Below are 23,443 nucleotides of genomic sequence, written 5' to 3' on the forward strand. Positions count from 1 at the left end.
TGTCGCACCATGCCTGCACGCATGGTGAAGCACAGATGATCCTGGTGATGGCCCCGGATGGGTGGGTGCACTCCGTCCGTCGGCGGCGGTGACGTGCTCGTCGCGAGCCGTTGCTCGGCGCATGGATCGGGGAGCGTGCGGATGGGCGCCGGTTGCTCGCGCTCCAGCCATCACGAGGAGATCTCGCGCATCACCAGGCCTACAAGCATGGTGCGACACGAGATCTCGTGCTGAACGTGATCATTCCCAACAGGGTGTTACGGAACTGTGACTGGCGGAATTGGCAGGAAACCTTACAGTAGGGGCACATATAGAAAGGTCGCCTTCCAGTTTGCGCGTGCACAGGAGGAACCGCCGTGAACAGAGCACGACTACTCACCGCCGGCCTCGCCGCCGCGGCGCTCGCCCTCTCCGCGTGCGGCGGTGACGGCGACGACAGCACCGAACCCGCCGCCGGCGGCACCCCGGAACCCGCCGACATCCGGCTGTGGATCAACGGACCCGACACCCCGCAGTCGATGCGCGACTGGCTGGTCGCGGAGTTCGAGGAGCAGAACCCCGGCTCGACGCTGACCATCGAGGAGCAGCAGTGGGAGGGTCTGGTCGACCGCCTGACGACGTCGCTGGGCAGCGAGTCGGAGACCCCGGACGTCGTGGAGGTCGGCAACACGCAGGCGCCGACGTTCACCACGGTCGGCGCGTTCAGCGACATCACCGACCTGCTGCCGGACCTGGGCGGCGACGACCTGCTGCAGGGCTTCGTCGAGGCCGGCAGCGCCGACGGCAAAACCTACGCCGTCCCGCTGTACGCCGGGTCGGCCTACGTCTTCTACCGCAAGGACCTGTTCGCGGCGTCCGGCATCGAGATCCCGACGACGATGCAGGAGTTCGTCGACGCGGCGGTCAAGCTGAAGCAGGACAACGCCGACGTCCCGAACTTCTCCGGATTCTGGCTGCCCGGCCAGGACTGGCGTGACGGCGCCGCGTTCCTCTGGGACGCCGGCGGCGAGTTCGCCGTCGAGGAGGACGGCGAGTGGGTCGGCTCGCTGTCGTCGCCGGAGTCGCAGGCCGGCCTGGAGCTGGTGCAGCGGCTGTTCGCCGAGGCGTCGGGCGCTCCGAAGGACGCCAACGAGGCCGACGGGCACGTCCCGTTCTGCGCCGGTGAGGTCGGCATGGCGCTGCGCCCCGGCTGGCTGCGTGGCAGCATCGAGGACCCGGCGATCGGCTGCCCGGACATGATGGCCAACGTCGGCGTCTTCGCGCTGCCCGGCAGTGACGGGGAGCCCGCGCCGGTCCTGCTCGGCGGCTCCAACATCGCCGTCTCCGCCACCTCGCAGAACCAGGAGCTGGCCCGCAACCTGGTGGAGCTGATGCTCAGCGACGAGTTCCAGAGCCAGTACGCCGAGAACGGCCTCACCCCGGCCAAGACGTCGCTCGCCGCGGGCCTGGGCACCGACGAGTTCGCCGCGGCCACCGTCGAGGCCGTCACGAACGCCAAGCTGACCCCGGCAGCGGCCGGCTGGGCGTCGGTCGAGGGGTCGCGGATCTTGGAGGACCTGTTCGTCGCGATCGCGAACGGTGGCGACGTCCAGCAGCTCGCCGAGGATGCCGATGCCGCCATCGCCGACCAGCTCGGCTAGTCCGGCCGGGCCCGTCCCCGCGGGCGCGCCGTCCGCGGGCGCCGGCGCGCCGGCGGGTGGGGGCAAGCCCCGCCGGCGCCGCGAGGGCCTGCTGCCGTATGTGCTGCTGGTGCCGGCGGTGCTGGTGCTGGCCGCCGCGCTGGGCTACCCGCTGGTGCGCCAGGCGGTGATGTCGTTCCAGGAGTACGGGCTGGCACAGCAGTTCGGCCAGCCGCCGCAGTGGGTGGGGCTGGACAACTACGTCGAGCTGGTCACCGACTCCTACCTGTGGACGGTCATCGTCCGATCGGTGGTGTTCTGCCTGGCGAACGCGGCCATCACGATGGTGCTGGGCGTGGCGCTCGCCGTGCTCATGACGCTGACCGGCACCGGTCCGCGGCTCACGCTGCAGATCGGGCTGCTGCTGGCTTGGGCGATGCCGCACCTGGCGTCGCTGACGGTGTGGCAGTGGCTGTTCGAGGCTCAGTACGGCGTCATCAACTGGGTGCTGGTCAGGGCCGGGTTCGAGCAGTTCGCCGGGCACTCGTGGCTGATCGACCAGCTCTCGTTCTTCGTCGTGGCGACGGTCATCGTCGTGTGGATGAGCGTGCCGTTCGTGGCGTTCGCGGTCTACGCCGGGCTGACGCAGGTGCCGGGCGAGCTGCACGAGGCGGCCGCCATCGACGGCGCCTCGGCCTGGCAGCGGTTCCGCGCCATCACGATGCCGCTGGTCAGGCCGGTGCTGCTGATCGTCGGCCTGCTGCAGATCATCTGGGACCTGAAGGTCTTCACGCAGATCTTCGTGCTGCAGGACGCCGGCGGCGTCACCGCGGAGACGAACCTCATCGGCACCTACATCTACCGGCTGGGTCTTGGCGAGGGGGAGTTCGGGATGGCGGCCGCGGCGTCGTGGTTCATGTTGCTGCTCACCGTCACGTTGAGCCTCTACTACGTCCGCGTCCTGGTCCGCGAGGAGGAGCTGTGAGCACGCTGACACCGTCGACGACGGCGACAGGTGACCGGCCGCGCGGGCCGCGCTCAGCGCCGCCGCGTCCGAAGCTGCGGCGCTCGTCGCCGCGGCGCCGTCGCAGGTGGTTCGGCGCCCTGGCCGTGGCGATCGCGGTCGTCTGGGCGTTCCCGGTCTACTGGATGCTGAACAGCTCGTTCCTGCCGTTCAACCGCATCCGCAGTCCGGAGCCGACGTTCTTCCCGGTGGGCGGGACGGTGGCGGCCTACGAGCGCGTCTTCGAGAGCAACTTCCTCAGCGCGCTGCGGGTCAGCGCGACCGTCACGCTGATCACCGTGGCCGCGGCGCTGCTGTTCGCGTTCCTGGCGGCGCTGGCGCTGTCGCGCTTCCGGTTCCGCGGCCGCCGCAGCTTCTTGTTGGCGGTGCTGATCATCCAGATGATCCCCGCCGAGGGACTGTTCATCTCGCAGTTCAAGCTGCTGGAGGGGTGGCAGTTGCTGAACAGCGTGGTCGGGCTGTCGCTGCTGTATGTGGCCGCGGTGGTGCCGTTCACCATCTGGATGCTCCGCGGGTTCGTCAACGGCGTTCCGCGTGAGCTGGAGGAGGCGGCGCTCGTCGACGGCTGCAGCCGGGTGCAGGCGTTCTTCCGCATCACGCTCCCGTTGCTGGCGCCAGGCCTGGTCGCCAGCGGGGTGTACGCGTTCCTGCAGGCCTGGAACGAGTTCACGCTGGCGCTCGTGGTCATGACGAGACCGGACAACATGACGCTTCCGCTGTGGCTCAAGACGTTCACCGAGGCCAATCGGGCCAGCGACTGGGCCGGTATCATGGCCGGCAGCGTGGTGATCGCGATCCCTGTGATGATCTTCTTCCTGTTCGTCCAGCACCGGATGACCTCGGGTCTGGTGTCAGGGGCGGTGAAGGGCTGACATGACCGATCTGCACGCGGGCCGCGCGGAGCTGCGCCGGCTCGCCCTCGCCACGATGTTTCCGGGCTTCCTCGGTGCCGCCACGCCGCCGGCCTGGCTGAGGCGGCTGGCGGCCGAAGGGCTGGGCGGCGTCGTCCTGTTCGGCCGCAACGTCGACCCCTCGCGGGGTGACGCCGGCGTGGCGGAGCTGACGGCCGCGCTGCGCGAGGCCAACCCGGACCTCCTGGTCGGCATCGACGAGGAGGGCGGCGACGTCACCCGGCTCGACGTCGCGGCTGGCTCGACGCTGCCCGGCAACGCCGCGCTCGGTGCGCTGGACGACCCGGAGGCGTCGGAGCGGGTGGCGGCCGAGATCGCGGCCAGGCTCCGGGCCTGCGGCGTCCACCTCAACTTCGCGCCGGTGGCCGACGTCGACTCCAACCCGCAGAACCCGGTCATCGGGGCTCGGTCGTTCGGCTTCGACCCGGACCTGGTGTCGCGGCACGTCGCGGCGTTCGTCGCCGGCCAGCAGGCGCAGGGCGTCGCCGCCACCGCCAAGCACTTCCCGGGCCACGGCGGCACCAGCGAGGACAGCCACCTCACCGTCCCGTCCATCCACGACTCGCTGGAGGTCATCCACCAGCGCGACCTGCCGCCGTTCCGGGCCGCGGTCAAGGCAGACGTGAAGATCGTGATGACGGCGCACATCCGGTTCCCCGCCATCGACGGCGAGCGGCCGGCGACGCTGTCCGGCCCGGTCATCACCGGGCTGCTGCGCGAGGAGCTCGGCTACGACGGCCTCGTCATGACCGACGGCATGGACATGCACGCCATCAGCCGCACCGTCGGGCATCCCGAGGGAGCCGTGCTGGCGTTGCTGGCCGGTGTCGACGCGCTCTGTGTGGGCGGCGACACCGTCGGCCCGGAGACGCTGGAGGCGATGGCGTCCGCGCTGGTCGAGGCGGTGGAGTCCGGCCGCCTACCGGAGCAGCGGCTGGCCGAGGCGGCCGGGCGGGTGGCGTCGCTGCGCCGCTGGCTGGCCGGGGTCACGCCGGTCCCGGTCGCCGCGGGCGCCGCCACCGGCGCCGCGCGGCGCGCGGTGACCACGGCCGGTGACCTGCGACTGGAGGCGCCGCCGCTGGTGCTGCAGCTCGAGGACGAGCCGTCCATGGCCGCCGGGCCGATCCCGTGGGGGGTGGCCGAGCACCTGGCGGCGCGGGTGCCGGGCACCGTCGTCGTCCGGCTGACCGAGGCGGGGCCGGACCTCGCCGGGGTGCTGGCCGAACACCCGGACCGGCGGGTCGTCGTCGGTGTCCGAGGGGTGCGGCGCCGGCCCTGGCAGGTCGGTCTGGTGGCGGCGGCCCGGGAGCTGCGGCCGGACCTCGTCGTCGTCGACCACGACGTGAACCCGGTGGCCGACGTGCTCGGCGAGCACCACGTGCTCACCTACGGTGCCGCCCGGGTGACCGCCGAGGCCGCTGCCGACATTTTGGCAAGCCACTCAGGGGTGTCTGAGCCCGGCTCAGCGACGTGAGGAGTCGCGCACGGTCAGCTGCGGGTGGAACACGACCCGCTCGTGTCGGTGGCCCTCGTCCTCGGCGATCTCGGCCAGCACCAGCTGCGCGGCCCGGTAGCCCAGGCCGTACTTCGGCTGGCCGACGGAGGTGAGCGGGATGGTGGCCTCCGCGGCGAGGTCGATGTCGTCGTAGCCGGCGACGGGGACGTCGCCGGGCACCGCGATGCCGGCCCGCGTGAGCCGGCGGGTGACACCGATGGCGAGCAGGTCGTTCGTGCAGAAGACGGCGTCGGGCAGCGCCGGCCCCTTGAGCAGCTGGCCGGCCGCCTCCACCCCGTCGTTGATGGTCATGGAGGCGGCGGTGACCTCGGTGAGCGCGTCGGCCGGCAGCCCGGCGGCCTTGATCGCCTGGCGGGCGCCGCGGCGCCGGTCGGCACACGGCCGCAGCGAGACGGGGCCGTTGACGAGCGCGACGCTGCGCGCGCCGAGGCTCAGCAGGTGCTCCGTGGCGATCCGGCCGCCCTCGACGTCGTCGACCGCGACCGAGCAGAACTCGCTGGTACGCACGGACCGGTGCACGCACACCACGCGTGAGCCGCGGTCGCGCAGCGCGGCGAGCCGGTCGGGGATCGCGGCCAGCGGGTTGATGACGACACCGGCGACCCGGTGCTCCTCGAGCACGTCGAGGTAGCGGTCCTCCTTCGCCGGGTCCTGGTCGCTGTTGCACAGCACGACGGCCACGTTGCTCTCGCCCGCGGCGTCGACGGCGCCGCGGGCGACCTCGGCGAAGAACGGGTTGGTGATGTCGGGCACCACCAGGCCGATCATCCGGCTGCGCCCGGAGCGCAGGTCCGCGGCACCCCGGTTCGGGACGAAGTTCAGCCGGTCGATGGCGTCCTGGACCCGCCGGCGCGTCCGCTCGGCCACCACCTCGGGCCGGTTCAGCACGTTCGAGACCGTGCCGATGGAGACGCCCGCGAGCTGGGCGACCTCGCGGATGCCTGTTGGCAGGCGACTCTGTTTCGTCATTGAACCGGATCAACCTCCAATGCTCTGATAGACGCATTGTGCCATGTTTCCGTGGCCGGTGACTGCCCTGGTCAGCGCGAACGTTGCGGCGCGGTGCCGAGGAGCGCGGCGAGAACCGGTGTTGACGGGCCTGCGGCGAGGCGTTAGCTTCGCGGCAGTAAAAACGGTTCAATACTTCGCAGCGCGGCTCGCAACCTGATCCCACCGACAGGAGAGGTGCCATGACGCCCGGTACGCATCGCCCGCACCGCAGGCCCGGCCACACCACGTCGTCGCGTCGCCTGCTTTCCGCACTCGTCGCTGCCGGCGCCGTGCTCGCCACGCTGGCCGGCACGACGCCGGTGGGCGCCGCGACGACGTCGGGCCCGGCCACCGCCACCGCCGCCGCGTCCACCGCGGGCTGGTCGGTCGAGCAGGACGAGGGCGCCGGGACGGTCACCATGTGCGGCGAGCGGTACTGCGCCGTCCTCGACGTCGACGGTGGCGCCGTCGTCCGCAGCCTCACCGTCGACGGTCACGAGCAGCTCGACCACGCGCGGGGCCTGCACTCCAGCCTGACGGCGGACGGTGGCGAGGTCACCTCGCTTGAGCTCGCGGCCGACCCGGAGGTCGCGGTCGACGGCGCCACGGTCGAGGTGCGGTTCACCACCGAGCTGGCCGCCGAGTCCTGGACGTTCGCCGTCAGCGCCGACGCCCTCGACTTCACGTTGCGGCGGACCTACGCCGCCGACACCAGCCTGATCGAGCAGGGCACGCCGGCGCTCACGTTCGCCGACGGCGCCGTCGAGCAGATCCGCTGGCCGGGCGACGGCGGCAACTTCCCCGTCGGCGGGCACCTGGTCGACAGCTACCAGGAGAGCTGGCTGGCCGGCGGCGACAACCTCGACACCAACATCCGCACGTCGAAGGAGCAGGTGTCGTTCGATCTGCTCAGCGCCACGACCGAGACCGCACTGACCGTCACCGGCCGGACCGCCCGCGACGGCGTCGACTCCGGCCGTGCCACGGAGCTCTGGCGCTCGGGGGAGGACGCCGGGGCGGTGCTGAACGCCGCGGTGGCGACGGCCGCCGGCGGCCTGCGCTACGCGGGGCCGAACCCGCTGGGTTACGGCTACCAGACCACCAAGGACGGCTCGCCGGTCTTCCAGCCGGTGCCGGTGACGGCCGGCCAGGTGGACGAGGTCACTCTCGAGCTCGGGGTTGCCGACCACGAGGACTACTACGACCTGGGCGAGCTGGAGGGGGTCGACGAGGACGCTCTCAGCGCGGCGGTCAACGACTACGCGCGCTGGATGATGCAGGACGTCGACAAGGGCGCCTCGACCGAGCAGCCGCAGCTGCAGTCGGAGGTCCCGCCGCTGGAGATGCACTGGATCGGGCAGCTGCTGGAGCTGTTCCCGGAGGCCGGCTCCATCGGCGCGTTCCAGGCCGGGCTCGAAGACATCCGCGACCACCTGATCGAGCCGTCGGGGCGGGTCATCTGCTGCTACCCGGGCTTCGGCTCCACCTGGGGCCACGACTACGGCGACCAGGTGTCCGGCTACGCGCTGGGCGTGGCCAAGGCGTACGAGCTCTCCGGCGACGGGGACTGGCTGGCGTCGATGGAGCAAAGCGTCGACCGCGCCCTGGACCACCTCGTCACCCGATGGACCGAGCCGGCCACCCGGTTCGTCCGAAACGTCAAGCCGGACCTGAGCGAGGCCGACTACGACAACGATTACTGGGAGAGCTCGACGGGGGAATTCAACGGCTACACAACGGTCCTGCTCTACGACGCGCTGACGCGGTGGGCGGAGCTGGAGCGCGAGGTGCTCGGCGACGAGGCCCGCGCCGGCGAGCTGACCGCGCTGGCCGACACGATCCGAACCCACTTCAACCGCGACGTCGCCGACGGCGGCTTCTGGTCGCCCGAGACGAACACGTTCCTGTACGGCACGGGCAACCAGGACGCCCTCTACCTGCCGGTCAACGCGGCCGTACTGAAGACCGACATCACCGACCGCGACCGCATGCTGGCGATCGTCCGGGCCATCGAGGCACATAACGCCGAGCACAACCACGACCTGCACCCCATGAACGTCCGTGACCTCTACGTCGAGGACGCGATCGCGCGGACGGCCGGCAAGGGCGGGGAGAACGGGGGGTGGTACGGCGCTCCGGACGGCGACTACTACGCCGGGCTGCCGCTGCTGGACGATCCGCAGGTGCTGCAGACCGCGGTTGCGAGCTTCCTGTTGCGCTACCAGGCCGACGGGTTCCACGGTGCGACGGCGTGGGACCGTGACAACCCGCTGAGCAGCACCGCGTCGGGGGTCTGGTTCCCCACGACGGTGATGCCGGCGTGGGGGCTCTACCACTACGGCTACGGCCTGCAGCCCGAGCACGACCGGCTGGTGCTGGCGCCGTACCTCACCGACGCGATGAGCGGGTCGTCGGTGCACTACACCTGGCGGCAGGTCCCGCTGACGGTCACCTACGCCGACCCGCTGTCGTACCAGATCTCCGTGCGCGGCGAGCTGCCCACGCCGGTCACCGTGCGCTGGCAGAACCAGACGCCGGGCGAGGAGTACCGGGTGCTGCTCGGCCCGGGTCGTGCGCGAACGGTCACCGCCGACGCCGCCGGCACCGTCGAGGCCGAGCTGCCGGCCGGTTCCCGCGGCCCGCTGTGGGCGCGCTGCCTGACCTGCACCGCGCCCGAAACCGCCGACCCGAGCGGATCCGGCCCGGCGGTGGAGGACTACGACGCCGACGGAGCGCCGCTGCGCTCGGACGGCTACGACCAGGTCGGCATGCGAGTGGCCGTCGGCCCGCACCCGGTGGAGGTCACCAGCCTCGGCCGGTTCAAGGCCGAGGGCAACGAGGACGTCCACCGCGTGAAGATCGTCGACGTCGAGGGCCGGATCGTCGCGTCGGCGGCCGTCGACCTGAGCGGCCGGCCCGACGCCGACGGCTTCGTGTCCGCCGCGCTGTCCGAGCCGGTCACCCTCCGGCCCGGGCTGTACTACGTCGTCAGCTCCGAGACCCGAGGCGGCGACGCCTGGCATGACGCCGGCGGTACGGTGACGGCCGGCGACGGTGTCACGGTGCTCGGGGCGGTGTCCGGGCGCGACTTCGCGGTCGCGGCCGAGGGCGCCACCGCGTTCGGGCCGGTGACCTTCGGCTACCGGCAGGTCGGCGACGAGGAACCCTGGATCCAGGCGCTGGCCGAGCCGCGCTCCGTCCGGGCCCGCTCGGGCGAGGAGATCACGTTCGACGTCACCGTGTGGGGTCAGGCGGCCGACGGGGTCGACGGAACGGTGGCCGCACGGCTGCCGGCCGGCTGGTCGGCCGAGCCGGTGCCGTTCACGGTGCCCACCGAGGGCGAACCGGCCAGCGTCACCGTCCCTGTCACCGTGCGGGTGGCGCCCGACGCGCCGACGGCGGACGTGCCGCTGGCCTTCACGGCCACCGGCCCGGACGGGCTGACGTCCAGCCGGACCGTCACGGTCTCGGTCGCGAACCTCCTCTACGACTTCGACGACGGCACCACCCAGGGCTGGCAGGGCGGACCGGGCGTCGTGAGCGTCCGCGCCGTGCCGAGCACGGCCAACGGCCCCGGCGTGCCGTACGCCGGCAGCCACCTGCTGGAGTTCGACGGCGGCCCGATGATCGGCGCGGACCCGCGCACCATCTCGGTGGAGCCGGCCGAACCACTCGACCTGTCCGCCGCGTCGACGGTGTATGCCCACGTCAACAGCTGGGGAGCGTGGCCGCTGACCCCGGACAGCTACGAGGTCACCGTCACCCTGCACAGCGGCACCGAGAGCATCTCCGCGACCACGGAGTACGAGGCCAACGTCTGGAACCGGGCCACGGTCGACGTCTCGGGCTGGGAGCACCGCGACGAGGTGACCCGCATCGACGTCACCTACGTCGTGAACGTCGACGGCGAGAACTACCGCCTCTACTTCGACCTGGACTCAGTCGGTTACGACACGTGACCGGCACCGAACGCGAGGAGCAACAGTGAGACTCAGACTGACGATCGCGACGCTCGGCACCGCCGGGCTGCTGGCCGCCTGCGGCGGCGGAGGTGGCGGCGACGACGGTGGCAGCGACACCGCCGCGGTGGCGGAGGTGACCGCGCCGGCCACCGGCACCATCCGGTACGAGTCCTGGACACCCACCCAGGAGACGTTCGACGCCGTCGTCGCCGGGTTCGCCGAGGAGAACCCCGACGTCGAGGTGACCAGCGCGCTCGCGCCGATCGCGGACTACCAGACGTCGCTGCAGACCCAGCTGCGCGCCGGCGGGGGGCCGGACGTGTTCGTGGTGTCGCCGGGTGCGATGTTCAACCAGTTCCGGCAGTACATGGAGCCGCTGGACGACTACGCCGAAGCCGCCGGCGGCGACGGCTGGGCCGAGGAGTATGCGCCGGAGGCCCTCTCGCGCGGGCAGGTCGACGACGCCACGCTGGGCCTGCCGGTCGGGTACGGCGTGGCCGGCTTCCTCTGGGTGAACCGGACCGTGCTCGCGCAGGCCGGCGTCGAGGTGCCGCAGACCTACGACGACCTCGTCGCGGCGGCCGACGCCCTCGCGGCACAGGGCATCGCCCCGATCGCCCTGGGCGGCAAGGACGCCTGGCAGGTCACCGACTACTACCTGGCACTGGCCGCCGACATCGACGCCGACGCGCTCTACGCGGCCATGGAGGGCTCCGGGGAGTGGACGGCGCCGGGTCTGGTGGAGGCGTTCGAGGCCTGGAGCCAGCTGTTCGCCGACGGCGTGTTCCAGGAGGGCGCGGTCGGCGCGGCCACCTACAACGACGCGTACGACCTGTTCACGCAGGGCCAGGCCGCGTTCTTCGCCAACGGCAGCTGGAACCTGGACATGTACGCCAACTCGCTGGACCGGGTCGGCGGGTACGACATCGACGCCGTCCCGTTCCCGTTCGGCGACGACGGCGCTCCCATCACCGGCGACGTCAGCGGCATCGTCGTGGTCAACAAGGCCAGCGAGAACAAGGGCGCGGCCTACCGGCTGGCCGAGTACCTGAGCCGCGGCGACGGCAGCCAGATCCTCATGGACACGTTCCTCGACTTCCCCGTGACCGCGCAGGCCCGCGAGCCCAGTGCATTGCCCGAGCCGGCGGCCCAGCCGCGCGCCTCGATCGTCACCATGATCGACGAGCGGCTGGCCGGCTACCGCCAGGTGCCGTCGCCGACGGTGGCCGAGGCGTTGGGGCAGGCGCTGGTGGCGGTCGCGGCCGGTTCGGCCAGCCCGGACGAGGCGGCCGGACGGGTCCAGGATGCGGCCGAGTCCGCCTGAGCGCGCGGCCGTCGTCGAGGCGGGGTGGCGGCGCGGCGCGAAAGGACTGCTGTACGTCGCGCCCGCCGTCCTGCTCTTCGGCGTGTTCGTCGCCTGGCCGGTCGCGAAGAACCTGCAGACCAGCTTCCTCGGCAACAGCGAGCTCGACCCGACGCTGAGCTTCGTCGGCCTGGACAACTTCCGGTGGCTGCTCGAGACGCGGGCCAGCCGGCTCGCCTTCCGCAACGTGGTGCTGTTCGGCGTCCTCACCGTCCCGGTCCAGATGGCGCTCGGGCTGCTGCTGGCCGTGGCGCTGCGCGGGCGCGGTGCCGGCCGGGCGCTGCTGCGGACCCTGCTGTTCCTCCCCGTCGTGCTGACGCCGGTCGTCGTCGGCTATCTCTTCGCCGACCTGCTGGAGACCACGAACGGCTCGGTCAACTCCACGCTGCGCGCCATCGGCCTGGACGCACTGGCCCACCCCTGGCTCGCCGACCCGGCCACCGCGCTGCCGGTGGTCGCCGCCGTCAACGTGTGGATGTGGACCGGCTTCTCGATGGCGATCTACCAGGCCGCGATCACCGGCCTGGACGACGAGGTGCTGGAGGCCGCCGCGCTCGACGGTGCCTCGCGGTGGCAGGTGGTCCGGTACGTGGTGGCACCCCTGCTGCGCCCGGCGCACTACGCCCTGCTGATCCTCGGCGTGATCGGCACGCTCAAGGCCTTCGACCTGGTCTACGTGCTGACCGGGGGCGGGCCCGACCACGCCAGCGAGACCCCGACGACGCTGCTGTTCTCCACGCTGCTCAACGGGCGCGACGGACGGGCCGCGGCGCTGGGCACCGCGGTGTTCGTGCTGGCGTTGATCGTGACCGTGCTGCAGCTGCGGCGCTACCTGAAGGAGGACCGACGGTGAGATCCGGCCGGCTCGCCCTGCTGCTCGCGGCGGCCGTCACGGTGCTGTGGATGCTCCCGCTGGCCCAACTGGTGACGGTGTCGCTGCGCGACGGCGGCCTGGACAACTACGCGGCGGTGCTCCGGCAGCAGGGCCTCGGGCGCTACCTGCTCAACAGCGCCGTCGTCACCGCCGTGACGGTGGTGCTGGTGCTCGCGCTGGGGTCCGTGGCGGCCTTCGCGTTCAGCAAGCTCCGCTTCCCCGGGCGCACCGCACTGTACGTGCTCGTGCTCACCGGCCTGATGATCCCGGTGGCGGCGATCCTCGTGCCGCTGACCGAGCTCGAGACGGCGCTGGGCTGGCAGAGCACCTACCAGGGTCTGTTCATGCCGTACGCCGCCCTGTCGCTGCCGTTCGCGCTGGTGATCCTGCGCAACACTTACGACAGCCTGCCCGACGAGCTGCTCGAGGCCGCCGTCGTCGACGGTGCCGGCACCTGGCGGGCGTTCGTCCGGGTGTACCTCCCGCTGACGGCGCCGGCGCTGGTGATGGTCGGCATCTGGACGTTCCTGAACTCCTGGAACGAGTTCCTGCTGGCGCTGATGTTCATGGTGTCGCCGGACATGCGGACGGTCACGGTGGTCCCGGCCAGCTTCCAGCTGGAGTTCTTCGTGGACGTGCCCAAGATCTTCGCGGCCCTGGTGCTGATCCAGCTGCCGGTCGTCGTGCTCTACGGACTCATGCAACGCACCTTCGAACGCGGACTGACGGCAGGAGCGATCAAGTGACACTGGCACCAGGACCGGTCTCGACCCATCTCGGTGGGCCGCTGAGCGAGCACGTCGCGGCGGCCGCGGCCCAGCTCGCCCGGTCGACGCCGTACTCCGTCGAGCTGGTCACGCAGGACGTCGTGTGGGCGGCCGGGTCGTCGCGGCTGTTCCAGGACTACCGCGGCGACCTGTCCGGCCGCTACCTCGACGCCGTCGACGCCGCCCTGGCCATGGGCCTGGCGGTCGACCGGGACAAGGCGGCGGCCGTGCTCGCCGCGGTGCTCGGCGCGCAGCAGCCGGACGGCCTGTTCGGCCCGCCGGCGCTGTCGACCCAGGTCGATCAGGGCAGCGCGTGGGGCCACGGCCGGCTGCTCGACGGGCTGCTGTCCGCGCGGTCGTGGGCGCCGGACCGGCTGACCGGCACGCTGGAGCACGCCACCGCGCAGCTGGCCGTGGCGATCGCCGCCCGGACGACCGCGTGGGGCCGATGGGTGGGCGCCGCCGGCCGGCAGAAGTTCCGGCTGGATCCGTTCTCCGTCGTGCTGCCCCTGGCCAGGTACGCAGCGGCCGCCGGCTCCGAGCCGGCCGCGGACGCCGCCCTGGACGCGGCACTGGCCCTGGCCGAGGCGCTGCCGGAGGACGTCGAGCGGGCCCACATGCACGGCTACCTGCTGGCCCTGCGCGGGCAGGTCGAGGTCGGGCGGCTGACCGGTGCGGATCATCTGGTGCAGGACGCGCTCGCCCGGGTCGAGGTGGTCGCCGACCGGTACCAGCTGCCGCACGGCGGCGTGCCCGAGAGCGTCTCGCTGCCGTGGGACGTCAACACCGAGGGCTGCGGCATCGCGGACTGGGTGATGCTGAACCTGCGGCTCCACGAGCTGACCGGCGAGGAGGCGCTGCTGGACCGGGCGGTTGTGGCGGCGGTCAACGCGCTGCTGCACACCCAGCGCGCGTCCGGCCACTTCGGCTGCGAGACGCTGTCCGGTGAGAGCGGCGTGCTGGTGAGCGACTACGCGCCGGAAGCGTGGTGGTGCTGCACGTTCCACGGGCTGCGCGCGCTGCACCACCTGGCCGAGCGCGCCGTCACCGTCGACGACGACGCCGTGCGCCTGCACGTTCCCATCGCCACGACCAGGCACGACGACGACGGCGCCACGGTCGTGGAGGTGACCGGGGACTACCCGTACGACGACGTCGTCACGGTGACGGCCGGCCGGGCGCTGCGCGCTGGCGGCCTGTGGCTGCGGGTGCCCCCGACGGCGTCCGTCGCCGAGCTGCGGGTGGACGGCGAGCCGGTGCGTGCCGACGCCGCCGGCGGGTGGGTGCGGCTGCCGGCTCCGCCGCCGGGGAGCCGGGTGACGCTCCGCCTGCGTCAGCACGAGTGGTTCTCGGTCGCTGGCACGCCGATGGTCCCGCCGTTCGCCAACACGACGCTGCCGGCACCGGACCTCTCCGACCGGCCGGTCGCGGTGTTCCGCGGACCGCTCCTGCTGGCCGCCGGCGCCGCCGACAACGACACCGAGGACGTGCTGCGCGGCCGGTTCCTGGTGCACCCGCGCGAACAGCCGGCGCTGGCACGCGACGACGACGGCCGCGAGCTGGCGACGGTGAGCGGCCACGACAGCTTCCACGCCTCGCTCCGGCTGGCGCCGCTGGCCGGTGCCGACCGGGCCCGCAACGACCGGGCGGTGCGGGCGTGGTTCGGCGGGCTGCGGTACGAGCGGCCGGGGCTGCACGGCCACTGACGCACCGACCCCTCGCACGGGGTACGTCCCGGTCGCCGATCCCCCGTGCGAGGGAGGCGGCGCGGTGGCGCCGGCCGGAAGCATCGGTGGCATGGCACGCGATACGAATGTCCGGCTGTGGTCCGCGCCCCGTCAGGTCGTCGGCGACGTTCTCGCGATCGGCCGGCCGTGGTTCTGGTTCGTCTCGCTCGTGCCGTATTACCTGGGCTTCGTGCTGGCCACCCGGCGGATGCTGCCGACCGTGGAGCAGCTGCCGACGCTGGCGGTCGGCGCCGTCGTGATCGGGCCGCTGGTGTGGGTGTCCGTGCTGGCCGTGAACGACGCCAACGACCTGCGCGGCGACCTCCTCAACCCGCGCAAGGCCGGGTCGCCGCTGACCAGCGGCCGCATCTCGGCCAGGGCGGCGAGGCGGATCGCGGCCGGGTCCGGGGCGCTCGCGGTCGCCGTGGCGTTCGCGGTCGGACCGCTGTTCGCGGCCGGGACGCTCGCCGTCGTCGTCGTGGGGTGGGCCTACAGCGCCCCGCCGCTGCGGCTGAAGACGCGGCCGGGCGCCGACGTCGCGGTCAACGCGCTGGCACTCGGGACGGTGGGGCAGCTGGCCGGGTGGGCGATGGTGCGGCCGCTCGACGCCTTCCCGTGGGCGATGGCCGTGCTCGGGACGCTGGTCGGCGCCGCGCTCTACCTGCCCACGACGCTGGCCGACCTGCGCGCTGACCGCATCAGCGGGTACACGACGGTCGCGGTCCGGCTGGGCCCGCGGCGGACGTACCTGCTGGGGCTGGCGCTGTGGACCGCGGCCGCGCTGCTGTCGCTGGTCATGGCCGCCACCGGCACCGTCCTCCCGCGCACCATGCTGCCGATGGTGATGGTCCTGGTGCCGCTGCTGATCGTCGCGTATCACCGGCTGGTCCGTGCCGAGCAGACCTTCCGCGGCATCGTCGCCGTGGCGGTGCTGTTCCTGGTGCCCAGCGTGACGTTCGTGCTGACCTACACCGGCGTCGTCAGCTGAGCCCGCGGGACAGCTCGTCGAGGCGGTCCAGCTCCTTCTCCGTCAGCCGCAGGTCCATCGCGGCCGCGCTCTCCGCGGCGTGCCGGGGCTTGGACGCGCCCGGGATCGCCACGACGGTGTCGCCGTAGAACGTGGTCAGCCAGCTCAGCGCGACCTGGCCGACGGTGGCGCCGTACGCGGTGCCGATGGCGCGCAACTCGTCGATCAGCGGGGCGGTGCGTGCGAGGGTCCTGGCGTTGAACCCGGCCAGCCGGCGGCGGATGCGGCGCATCGAGGTCAGGCGGCTGGGGTCGTCGTGGAACGCGCCGGTGAACAGGCCGGTGCGCAACGGTGACATCGCGATCAGCGTCACGCCCAACCGGCGCGCGGCTTCCAGGACGCCCTCACGCTCGATGCCGCGCTCGACGAAGTTGATCTGGACCTGGTTCGAGGCGAGCGGCAGACCGTACTCGCGCAGCACCTGGTGGGCCCGCTCCATCTGCGCCGCGGAGAAGTTGCTCACCCCGATCGCGCCGATCTTCCCCGCCGCGCGCAGCTCGGCCATCGTGCGCACCTGGCTGGCGATGGACGAAAAACCGCCGTGCGGCATGTGGATCTGATGGAGGTCGACGGGGTAGCCCTGCAGCGCGGCGTGCCGGGCGCCGATGGTGCGGCCGATGCTGGACGCCCGGCGCAGCAGCGGCGTCCACTTGGTGGCGATGGTGACCCGGCCCGGCTCGATGCCGTGCTCGCGCAGGGCCGTGGTCAAGGTGCGCTCGCAGTGGCCCTTGCCGTACATCTCGGCGGTGTCGAACCAGGTGATGCCACCGGCGAGGGCGGCGCGGACGATCTCGGTGGCAACCGGCTGCGTGATGGTGGCGTAGAACCGGTCGGTGACCCCCGGGCCGCCGAACGGCAGGCAGCCCAGCCCGATCGGGGTGATCTCGAAGTCCGTGCGGCCCAGCCGTCGCGTCGTGACCATGATGACCCTCCGTCCAATGATGAGACATAGCTATCTCAACACAAGACACGGTCATCTGACAATGAGACGTGCGTAGGATGGGCGCATGGTCCGGCACCCGGCCCTGCGCGATCGCATCGCGGCGGGCATCCTCGACACCGCGGCGTCGGTGCTCGCCGAGCGCGGCGACGCGGCCAGCATGGCCGAGATCGCCCGGGCCGCCGGCGTCGGCCGGGCCACGCTGTACCGCTACTTCCCGACCCGCGAGGCTCTGCTACTCGGCCTGACCCGAGCCGCGTTCGAGGAGCTCAGCGTACGTATCGCCGACGCGTCCCTCGACACGGTGCCGCTGCGTGAGGGCGTGGCCCGGGCATCCCGCGCGTTCATCGCCGCCGGGGCCAGGTACGCCGCCGTCGTCCACGTCGGGAAAACCTACGTCGACGACCCCGCCGAGTTCGATCGCGCCGTGGCCGAGCCGGTGCGTGCCCTGCTGCGCCGCGGCGTCGCCGACGGCGAGCTGCGCACCGATCTGCCCGCCGAGGTCCTGTTCGAGATGTTCACCGGCCTGCTCGAGCGGGGGCTGCGGCTGGTCGAGCGGGGCCAGCTGGGGGCCGAGCAAGCCGGCGCCGCCATCACGACGGTGTTCCTGGACGGCGCCTCCCGGTGATCATCAACGATTTCGGGCGCTATGACACCTGAGATCGTTGATGATCATGGGCGCGGGCGGGAAAGCTGCTCGACCAGCAGGAGCAGCGCGCTGTGGTCCAGCGAGCCGTGGCCCTGGGCGCGCAGCGACGCCATCAGCTGCGCCACCAGCGCGCCGGCGGGGACGACCACTCCTGCCTCACGCGCGGCGGCGGTGACGATCCCGAGGTCCTTGTGGTGCAGGTCCACCCGGAACCCCGGCGCGAAGTCGCGAGCCAGCATCGCCGGCCCCTTGCGGTCCAGGACGGCGCTGCCGGCCAGGCCGCCGCCCAGGACGGTGACCGCCCGTTCCCGGTCGACTCCGTGCGCGTCGAGGAACACCAGCGCCTCGGCTACCAGCTCCAGCGTGCCGGCGACGATGAGCTGGTTGGCCGCCTTCACCGTCTGGCCCGCCCCCGCCGGCCCCATGTGCACGACCGTCGAGCCGAGCGCCTCGAGCACCGGCAGCACCTGATTGAACGCCGACTCGTCGCCGCCGGCCATGATGGACAGTGTGGCGTCGACGGCGCCCTGTTCGCCGCCGCTGACCGGTGCGTCCAGGACCGGCACGCCTCGCTCGGCGCCGGCCGCGGCCAGCTCGCGGGCGACGTCGGGCCGGATGGTGCTCATGTCGACGACGACCGTGCCCGCCGCGGCGGCGGCCAGGACGCCGTCGACGCCGTCGTCGCCGAGGATGACCGCCCGCACGTCGGGTGAGTCGGGGAGCATGGTGATGACGACGTCCGCGCCGGCCACGGCCTCGGTCACCGATCCCGCGCCCCGGCCGCCCGCGGCCACCAGCCGTTCCACTTTCTCGGGGCTGCGGTTGTAGCCGGTGACGGTGAACCCTGCGGTGACCAGGTTGGCGGCCATCGGGCCGCCCATCACGCCGAGGCCGATGAATGCGATGGTCGTCATGCGGCGCTGCCTCTTCCGTCGTCGGATGCGAACCAGGACTCTCGCCGAGCGAACGGGTCGGCGTCCGTGCTCACGTACTCCAGTGCGAACCAGCCGCCGTAGCCGCCGGCCGTGAGCTCGTCGACCCATGCCCTCAGCGGCAGCTCGCCGGTGCCGGGCGCGCCGCGGCCGGGTGCGTCGGCGAGCTGCACGTGCGCGATCCGGTCGCGGTGCCGGCGGATGGCCGCGGAAACGTCGTCGCCGTTGACGGTCAGATGGTAGACGTCGAGCAGCAGGCCGAGGCCGCCCTGGCCGGTCTCGGCCGCGACCCGGTCGATGACGGCGACGGCGTCGTCCGCGGTACGCAGCGGGTAGGCGTCCACACCGCTGACCGGCTCGATCAGCACCGTCGCGCCGATCTCGGCAAGCTCCGCGGCAACCTGCCCGAGGGCGCGGACGCCCACGTCGTCCTGCTCGGCCGGGTCGTGGCCGGGCAGCCGGTTGCCGTAGAGCGCGTTGAAGGATCGGCAGCCCAGCTCCTGGCCGATCGTCGCCGCGACGCGCGCGCTGGCCAGCAGCTCGCCGGTGCGGCCGGGCCACGAGACGACGCCGCGGTCGCCGCCGGGCAGGTCACCGCCATAGAGGTTCAGTCCGACCAGCCGCAGTCCCGCGTCGCGGACGGCGGCGACGAACGCCTCGACCTCGGCGTCCGCCGGGGTCGACGTGTCGAACGGCCACCAGAACTCGACCGCCTCGAAGCCGGCCTCGCTTACGGCTTCGAGCCGCGCCGGCCACGGGCGGTCGGCGAGCAGGATGGAACAGTTCACGGCGAAACGTGGGGGCACCCGTCCGATTATGGACGACGGCCCGCCCGTGATCATCAACGGTCGGCGACGTGACCGCGTCGCCAACCGTTGATGATCATCAGGTCGAACGAGCTCACTCCTTCTTGGTCCGCGCTGCCAGGCCCTCGGCGGTGCCCACCAGCAGGACGGCCGCGACGACCGCGACGATGAAACCGATGACGTTGAGCTCGAAGATGTCGCCGGTGCCGATCAGGTTGGCCACCAGCCCGCCGATCACCGACCCGGCCAGCCCGAGCAGCAGGGTGGCGATCCAGCCCAGGTTCTGCTTGCCCGGCTTGATCAGTCGCGCGAGCGCGCCGATGATGAGCCCAGCGATGATGAAGCCGATCATGGGGATCCTCCTTCTCGGGCACGTCCGTACCCAGGTCTGCACCCAGCATCTCGCAGGTGGGGCCGTTCTGGCGGTTCTCGGCGCGGATACACGCCGGGTAACGGCGGCGACGGCGAGCACCTTCGGTGCGAATGGGTACAAGCCTCGCGGCTGAGCGACCAGCAGGCGCGGTGCTCCCGCGCCCTCGTCACCGGAGGAGATGAGTGCCGTGCAGGATCGACCAAGGGCTCGCGTGGTGATCGTCGGAGGCGGGTTCGCCGGGTTCAACGCCGCTCGCTCGCTGCGTCGCTCGTTGCCCGGCTCGCTACCGCCGGGGCGCGACATCGAGATCGTCCTGGTGAACCCGACGGACTACTTCCTCTACCTTCCGCTGCTGCCCGAGGTGTCGGCCGCGATCCTCGACCCGAGACGCATCACCACCTCGCTGCCGGCCGCGCTCCCGGGTGTTCGGCTGGCGCTGGGCGAGGTGACCGACGTGCACCCGGACGATCACCGCGTCGACTACGTCGACCCGGAAGGCGGAGAACACGTCCTCGACTACGACCGGCTGATCCTCTCCGTCGGCAGCGTGAACAAGCTGCTGCCGGTGCCGGGGGTGGCCGAGCACGCGCACGGCTTCCGTGGCATCCCGGAGGCGCTGTACCTGCGCGACCACGTCATCCGCCAGATCGAACTCGCCGCGGCCAGCCCCGACCCCGCCGAACGGGCCGCGCGCTGCACGTTCGTCGTCGTCGGCGCCGGCTACACCGGCACCGAGGTCGCCGCCCAGGGTCCGCTGTTCACGCGGGTGGTGGCCGGGCGCCACGCCGAGCTGCGCGGTCAGCCGATCCGCTGGCAGCTGCTGGACGTCGCGCCGAAGGTGCTGCCGGAGCTGGACCCGCGGCTGTCACGCACCGCGGACCGGGTGCTGCGGTCGCGCGGCGTCGAGGTGCTGATGGGGACGTCGGTCGAGGAGGCGACCGGTGACGGTGTCCGGCTCACCACCGGGGAGTTCGTGCCGACGCGGACGCTGGTGTGGTGCGTCGGGGTGCGGCCGGACCCGCTGGTCGAGCGGTCGGGCCTACCTACGCACGAGGGCCGGCTCGTGGTGAGTCCGACCCTGGCTGTGCCGGACTGCCGGGACGTGTACGCGTGCGGCGATGCCGCGGCCGTCCCCGACCTCACCCGCCCCGGCGAGGTGACGGCGATGACGGCGCAGCACGCGAGCCGGCAGGGCACGCTCGCCGGTCGCAACGTCGCGGCATCACTCGGGTTCGGCTCGACGCGCGCGTACCGCCATTACGACCTCGGCTTCGTCGTCGACCTGGGCGGCACGCAGGCGGCGGCGAACCCGCTGCGTGTCCCGCTGTCCGGGCTGCCGGCGAAGGCGGTGACGCGCGGCTACCACCTGCTGTCGATGCCGGCGAACCGGGTGCGGACCGCGATCGACTGGCTGCTGGACTCGGTGACCGGGCGGCAGTCGGTGCAGCTGGGCCTGCTCCACCCGGGCGCCGTCCCGCTGGACAGCTCGTCGCCGGAGGTGCCGCGCCTCGCCCCGCTGCGATGATCATGGGGCGGCGTCGAGGTCCAGCGCGCCGGTGGTGTCGTAGGCGGTCAGGACGGTGGCGTACGGCGCGATGTCGAGGCCCTTGTCAGCCAGCCAGCCGTCGTCGAAGCACGTGCTGACGTACCGGTCGCCGGAGTCGCACAGGAGGCTGACGATGCTGCCTCGCTCGCCGTCGCGGCGCATCCGCTCCACCAGCCGCAACGCGCTCCAGACGCTGGTGCCGGTGGACGGCCCGACGGCACGGCCCATGCGGTCGGACAGCCATCGCATGGTCGCGATCGAGGCGGCGTCGGGTACCCGCTCCATGTCGTCGATGACGCCGCCGACGAACGACGGCTCGATGCGCGGGCGGCCGATGCCCTCGATCCGCGACGGCATGCCGGTGGTGTATTCCGAGGTGTCCAGCTGCCAGCCGTCGAGGAACGCCGAGTTCTCCGGGTCGGCGACGAAGACCTTGGTCGGGTGCCGGCGGTAGCGCACGTAGCGGCCGATCGTGGCCGACGTGCCGCCGGTGCCCGCGCCGACGACGATCCAGGTGGGTATGGGGTGCCGCTCGGCGGTGAGCTGCTGGAAGATCGACTCGGCGATGTTGTTGTTGCCGCGCCAGTCGGTCGCCCGCTCGGCGTAGGTGAACTGGTCCATGTAGTGACCGCCGCACTCGGCGGCCAGCCGCGCCGCCTCGTCGTACATGTCCGGCGGACGCTCCACGAAGTGGCACCGCCCGCCGTACCATTCGATCAGCGCGATCTTCTCCGGGCTCGTCGACGCCGGCATGACGGCCACGAACGGCAGGCCGATCAGCCCGGCGAAGTACGCCTCGCTCACCGCGGTCGAACCGCTGGACGCCTCGACGATCGTGGTGGTCCGGTTCACCCAGCCGTTGCACAGCGCGTACAGGAACAGCGAGCGCGCCAGCCGGTGCTTGAGGCTGCCGGTCGGATGCACCGACTCGTCCTTGAGGTAGAGGTCCACGCCGGGGTCGCCGGGCAGGCCGATGGTGTGCAGGTGCGTGTCGGCGCTGCGGTTGGCGTCGGCCTCCACCCGCCGGACGGCCTCGGCGATCCAGGCGCGATCTTCACTCGTGGTCTTCGGCACGAGCCTCCTTCCAACCGGTCGGCGTCAGCCGCTCCATGAACATGACGTTCCGATTTCGTGCTGCCCGGGGCCTTGACCCCGCCGCCGGCATTCTGGCACAGTCCCAAGACATGGAAGTCGACTCCCATCAGGTGGAAGCCGAAGAGGCGACGCAGGATGGCGGAGTGCGCTCGGTGCGCCGCGCCCTGTCCCTGCTGTCGGCGCTCGGCAGCGACGGCCGCACGCTCACCGAGCTCGCCTCCGCGGCCGGCATCAGCCTCAGCACCGCCTCCCGCCTGCTGGGCACGCTGCGGATGGCGGACTTCGTCGCCCAGCGCGAGGACGGCGCCTACGTGCCGGGCCGGGAGCTGACGTCGCTGCTCTACGCCACCGACCCGTGGGCCGGCATCCGCTCCGTCGCCGCCAGAGCCACCCGCACACTGCGCGACCAGCTGGACGAGACCGCGGCGTTCTTCGTGCTCACCGGGAACGACTGCCTGTGCATCGAGTCCTCGGAGTCCACCCGGCTGGTCCGGCGGGTCTGCCCGCCCGGAGAGCGGCGTCCGGTCTACCTCGGCGCGGCCGGCAAGGCACTGCTGACGTTCTCGGCGACACCGCCGGCCGGGTTCGGGCTGCGCGAGTCCGACGAGACGTTCACCACCGCCACCGGGGCCGTCCGCACCGTCGCGGAGCTGCGCAGCGAGCTGACCGAGATCGCCGCCCGCGGGTGGTCGTTCAGCAGCCACGAGTCGACGCTCGAGTCGTGGGCCGTCGCCGCGCCGGTCCGTTCCGGCGGCACGGTGATCGGCGTGCTCACCGCCGTCGTCCCGGCCACCCGCGACGGCGACGACTACGTCGCCCGGGTGGTGGCGGCCACCGTCGACGCCGCCGCGGCCGTTCGCTGACCCCGTCCTTCATCCCCACCACCGCGAGGACCACCGTGACCCGAGAAGCCATGACGACCGACGACCACGCCGACGTCCGCGACCTGATGTCGGCCGTCGCGTACGTGCTGGACTCGCACGAGTACGACCGGCTCGGCGAGGTGTTCGCCGCCGACGTCCACTTCGAGAACCCAGGCCGGCTGGTCGCCGACGGGCTGCCGGCGCTGATCGAGGCGTTCAAGGGCATCGCCGACCCCGCGATCAGCCACCACGTCACAAACGTCGTCGTCACCCCGGTCGACGCCACCACCGCGACCTGCCGGATGAAGGCCCTGGCGCTGCGCTCCGGCGGCGTGCTCACCGCCGCGGAGTACACCGACACCGTTCGCAAGGAGGCCACCGGCTGGCGCATCGCGTCCCGCCACATCCGTCCGCTGGGCTGAGCCACCGCACGCGCCCCACCCACCGACGAGCCATAAG

At 72.3% G+C, this 23,443-nt stretch carries 20 protein-coding genes; 14 read left to right on the top strand and 6 right to left on the bottom strand.

Features of this window, described 5'->3' with window-relative positions; genetic code table 11:
• Positions 1-356 precede the first annotated feature (356 nt).
• Genes E1269_RS00600 through E1269_RS00615 form a run of 4 tightly spaced genes read left to right on the top strand, consistent with a single transcriptional unit; the run spans position 357 to position 5,028 of the window.
• Positions 357-1,640, top strand: a complete 1,284-nt coding sequence (locus E1269_RS00600) for an extracellular solute-binding protein (protein WP_131889924.1) — start codon at positions 357-359, stop codon at positions 1,638-1,640.
• Entirely contained in the window at positions 1,612-2,604 is a 993-nt protein-coding gene (locus tag E1269_RS00605) for a carbohydrate ABC transporter permease (RefSeq protein WP_131889926.1), read from the top strand. Before E1269_RS00600 ends, E1269_RS00605 begins: the two co-directional genes overlap by 29 nt.
• Entirely contained in the window at positions 2,601-3,515 is a 915-nt protein-coding gene (locus tag E1269_RS00610) for a carbohydrate ABC transporter permease (RefSeq protein ID WP_203432656.1), read from the top strand. The genes E1269_RS00605 and E1269_RS00610 overlap by 4 nt, the downstream gene beginning before the upstream one ends.
• A 1-nt stretch (position 3,516) precedes the next feature.
• Positions 3,517-5,028 (top strand): glycoside hydrolase family 3 protein, encoded by a 1,512-nt coding sequence (locus E1269_RS00615; RefSeq protein ID WP_131889928.1) that lies wholly within the window; start codon positions 3,517-3,519, stop codon positions 5,026-5,028.
• On the opposite strand, the gene E1269_RS00620 is transcribed toward E1269_RS00615, so the two are convergent.
• Complete coding sequence (locus E1269_RS00620; protein WP_131889930.1) at positions 5,017-6,039, bottom strand: LacI family DNA-binding transcriptional regulator; 1,023 nt, start codon at positions 6,037-6,039, stop codon at positions 5,017-5,019. The genes E1269_RS00615 and E1269_RS00620 overlap by 12 nt on opposite strands.
• Positions 6,040-6,260: 221 nt before the next feature.
• Here E1269_RS00620 and E1269_RS00625 point away from each other — a divergent pair, with 221 nt between their 5' ends.
• The 6 genes from E1269_RS00625 (at position 6,261) to E1269_RS00650 (ending at position 15,741) form a co-directional block, all read left to right on the top strand.
• Positions 6,261-10,019 (top strand): DUF4082 domain-containing protein, encoded by a 3,759-nt coding sequence (locus tag E1269_RS00625; protein ID WP_131889932.1) that lies wholly within the window; start codon positions 6,261-6,263, stop codon positions 10,017-10,019.
• A 25-nt stretch (positions 10,020-10,044) separates the two neighbouring features.
• The gene (locus tag E1269_RS00630; protein ID WP_131889933.1) at positions 10,045-11,346 is read left to right on the top strand and encodes an ABC transporter substrate-binding protein; all 1,302 of its coding nucleotides are present in this window, start codon (positions 10,045-10,047) and stop codon (positions 11,344-11,346) included.
• Positions 11,327-12,238: a carbohydrate ABC transporter permease gene (locus E1269_RS00635; protein WP_131889935.1), complete on the top strand. Its 912-nt coding sequence runs from the start codon at positions 11,327-11,329 to the stop codon at positions 12,236-12,238. The genes E1269_RS00630 and E1269_RS00635 overlap by 20 nt, the downstream gene beginning before the upstream one ends.
• Positions 12,235-13,005, top strand: a complete 771-nt coding sequence (locus E1269_RS00640; protein ID WP_131889937.1) for a carbohydrate ABC transporter permease — start codon at positions 12,235-12,237, stop codon at positions 13,003-13,005. The genes E1269_RS00635 and E1269_RS00640 overlap by 4 nt, the downstream gene beginning before the upstream one ends.
• Positions 13,002-14,732 (top strand): glycoside hydrolase family 127 protein, encoded by a 1,731-nt coding sequence (locus tag E1269_RS00645; RefSeq protein WP_131889939.1) that lies wholly within the window; start codon positions 13,002-13,004, stop codon positions 14,730-14,732. Before E1269_RS00640 ends, E1269_RS00645 begins: the two co-directional genes overlap by 4 nt.
• A gap of 91 nt (positions 14,733-14,823) precedes the next feature.
• Positions 14,824-15,741 (top strand): UbiA family prenyltransferase, encoded by a 918-nt coding sequence (locus E1269_RS00650; RefSeq protein ID WP_203432658.1) that lies wholly within the window; start codon positions 14,824-14,826, stop codon positions 15,739-15,741.
• On the opposite strand, the gene E1269_RS00655 is transcribed toward E1269_RS00650, so the two are convergent.
• Entirely contained in the window at positions 15,734-16,702 is a 969-nt protein-coding gene (locus E1269_RS00655) for an aldo/keto reductase (RefSeq protein WP_131889941.1), read from the bottom strand. The two genes, E1269_RS00650 and E1269_RS00655, sit on opposite strands and share 8 nt — an antisense overlap.
• A gap of 85 nt (positions 16,703-16,787) precedes the next feature.
• Between E1269_RS00655 and E1269_RS00660 the strand changes: the two genes are divergently transcribed.
• Positions 16,788-17,348 carry a TetR/AcrR family transcriptional regulator gene (locus E1269_RS00660; RefSeq protein WP_131889943.1) on the top strand — a complete coding sequence of 187 codons (561 nt, stop codon included), beginning with the start codon at positions 16,788-16,790 and terminating at the stop codon, positions 17,346-17,348.
• A gap of 44 nt (positions 17,349-17,392) precedes the next feature.
• Here the strand turns inward: E1269_RS00660 and E1269_RS00665 are convergent, their stop codons facing one another.
• From E1269_RS00665 to E1269_RS00675, 3 genes are read right to left on the bottom strand one after another with little or no spacing between them, the layout of a single operon-like run.
• On the bottom strand, positions 17,393-18,283 hold the full coding sequence (locus E1269_RS00665; RefSeq protein WP_203432748.1) for a 2-hydroxy-3-oxopropionate reductase: 891 nt from the start codon (positions 18,281-18,283) through the stop codon (positions 17,393-17,395).
• Positions 18,280-19,143, bottom strand: coding sequence for a hydroxypyruvate isomerase family protein (locus tag E1269_RS00670; RefSeq protein WP_203432660.1), 864 nt, complete (start codon positions 19,141-19,143; stop codon positions 18,280-18,282). The genes E1269_RS00665 and E1269_RS00670 overlap by 4 nt, the downstream gene beginning before the upstream one ends.
• 58 nt (positions 19,144-19,201) lie before the next feature.
• Positions 19,202-19,459 (bottom strand): GlsB/YeaQ/YmgE family stress response membrane protein, encoded by a 258-nt coding sequence (locus tag E1269_RS00675; RefSeq protein WP_131889947.1) that lies wholly within the window; start codon positions 19,457-19,459, stop codon positions 19,202-19,204.
• A 199-nt stretch (positions 19,460-19,658) separates the two neighbouring features.
• Between E1269_RS00675 and E1269_RS00680 the strand changes: the two genes are divergently transcribed.
• Positions 19,659-21,005, top strand: coding sequence for an NAD(P)/FAD-dependent oxidoreductase (locus tag E1269_RS00680; RefSeq protein WP_131889949.1), 1,347 nt, complete (start codon positions 19,659-19,661; stop codon positions 21,003-21,005).
• Here the strand turns inward: E1269_RS00680 and E1269_RS00685 are convergent, their stop codons facing one another.
• Positions 21,006-22,100, bottom strand: coding sequence for a PLP-dependent cysteine synthase family protein (locus E1269_RS00685; RefSeq protein WP_131889951.1), 1,095 nt, complete (start codon positions 22,098-22,100; stop codon positions 21,006-21,008).
• Positions 22,101-22,210: 110 nt separating this feature from the next.
• Here E1269_RS00685 and E1269_RS00690 point away from each other — a divergent pair, with 110 nt between their 5' ends.
• Both E1269_RS00690 and E1269_RS00695 read left to right on the top strand, forming a co-directional pair.
• Positions 22,211-22,984 carry an IclR family transcriptional regulator gene (locus E1269_RS00690; RefSeq protein WP_162606157.1) on the top strand — a complete coding sequence of 258 codons (774 nt, stop codon included), beginning with the start codon at positions 22,211-22,213 and terminating at the stop codon, positions 22,982-22,984.
• A gap of 50 nt (positions 22,985-23,034) precedes the next feature.
• Positions 23,035-23,406 (top strand): nuclear transport factor 2 family protein, encoded by a 372-nt coding sequence (locus E1269_RS00695; protein ID WP_131889955.1) that lies wholly within the window; start codon positions 23,035-23,037, stop codon positions 23,404-23,406.
• The last annotated feature ends 37 nt before the right edge of the window (positions 23,407-23,443 follow it).

The organism is Jiangella asiatica, assembly GCF_004349065.1.
GTDB lineage: Bacteria > Actinomycetota > Actinomycetes > Jiangellales > Jiangellaceae > Jiangella > Jiangella asiatica.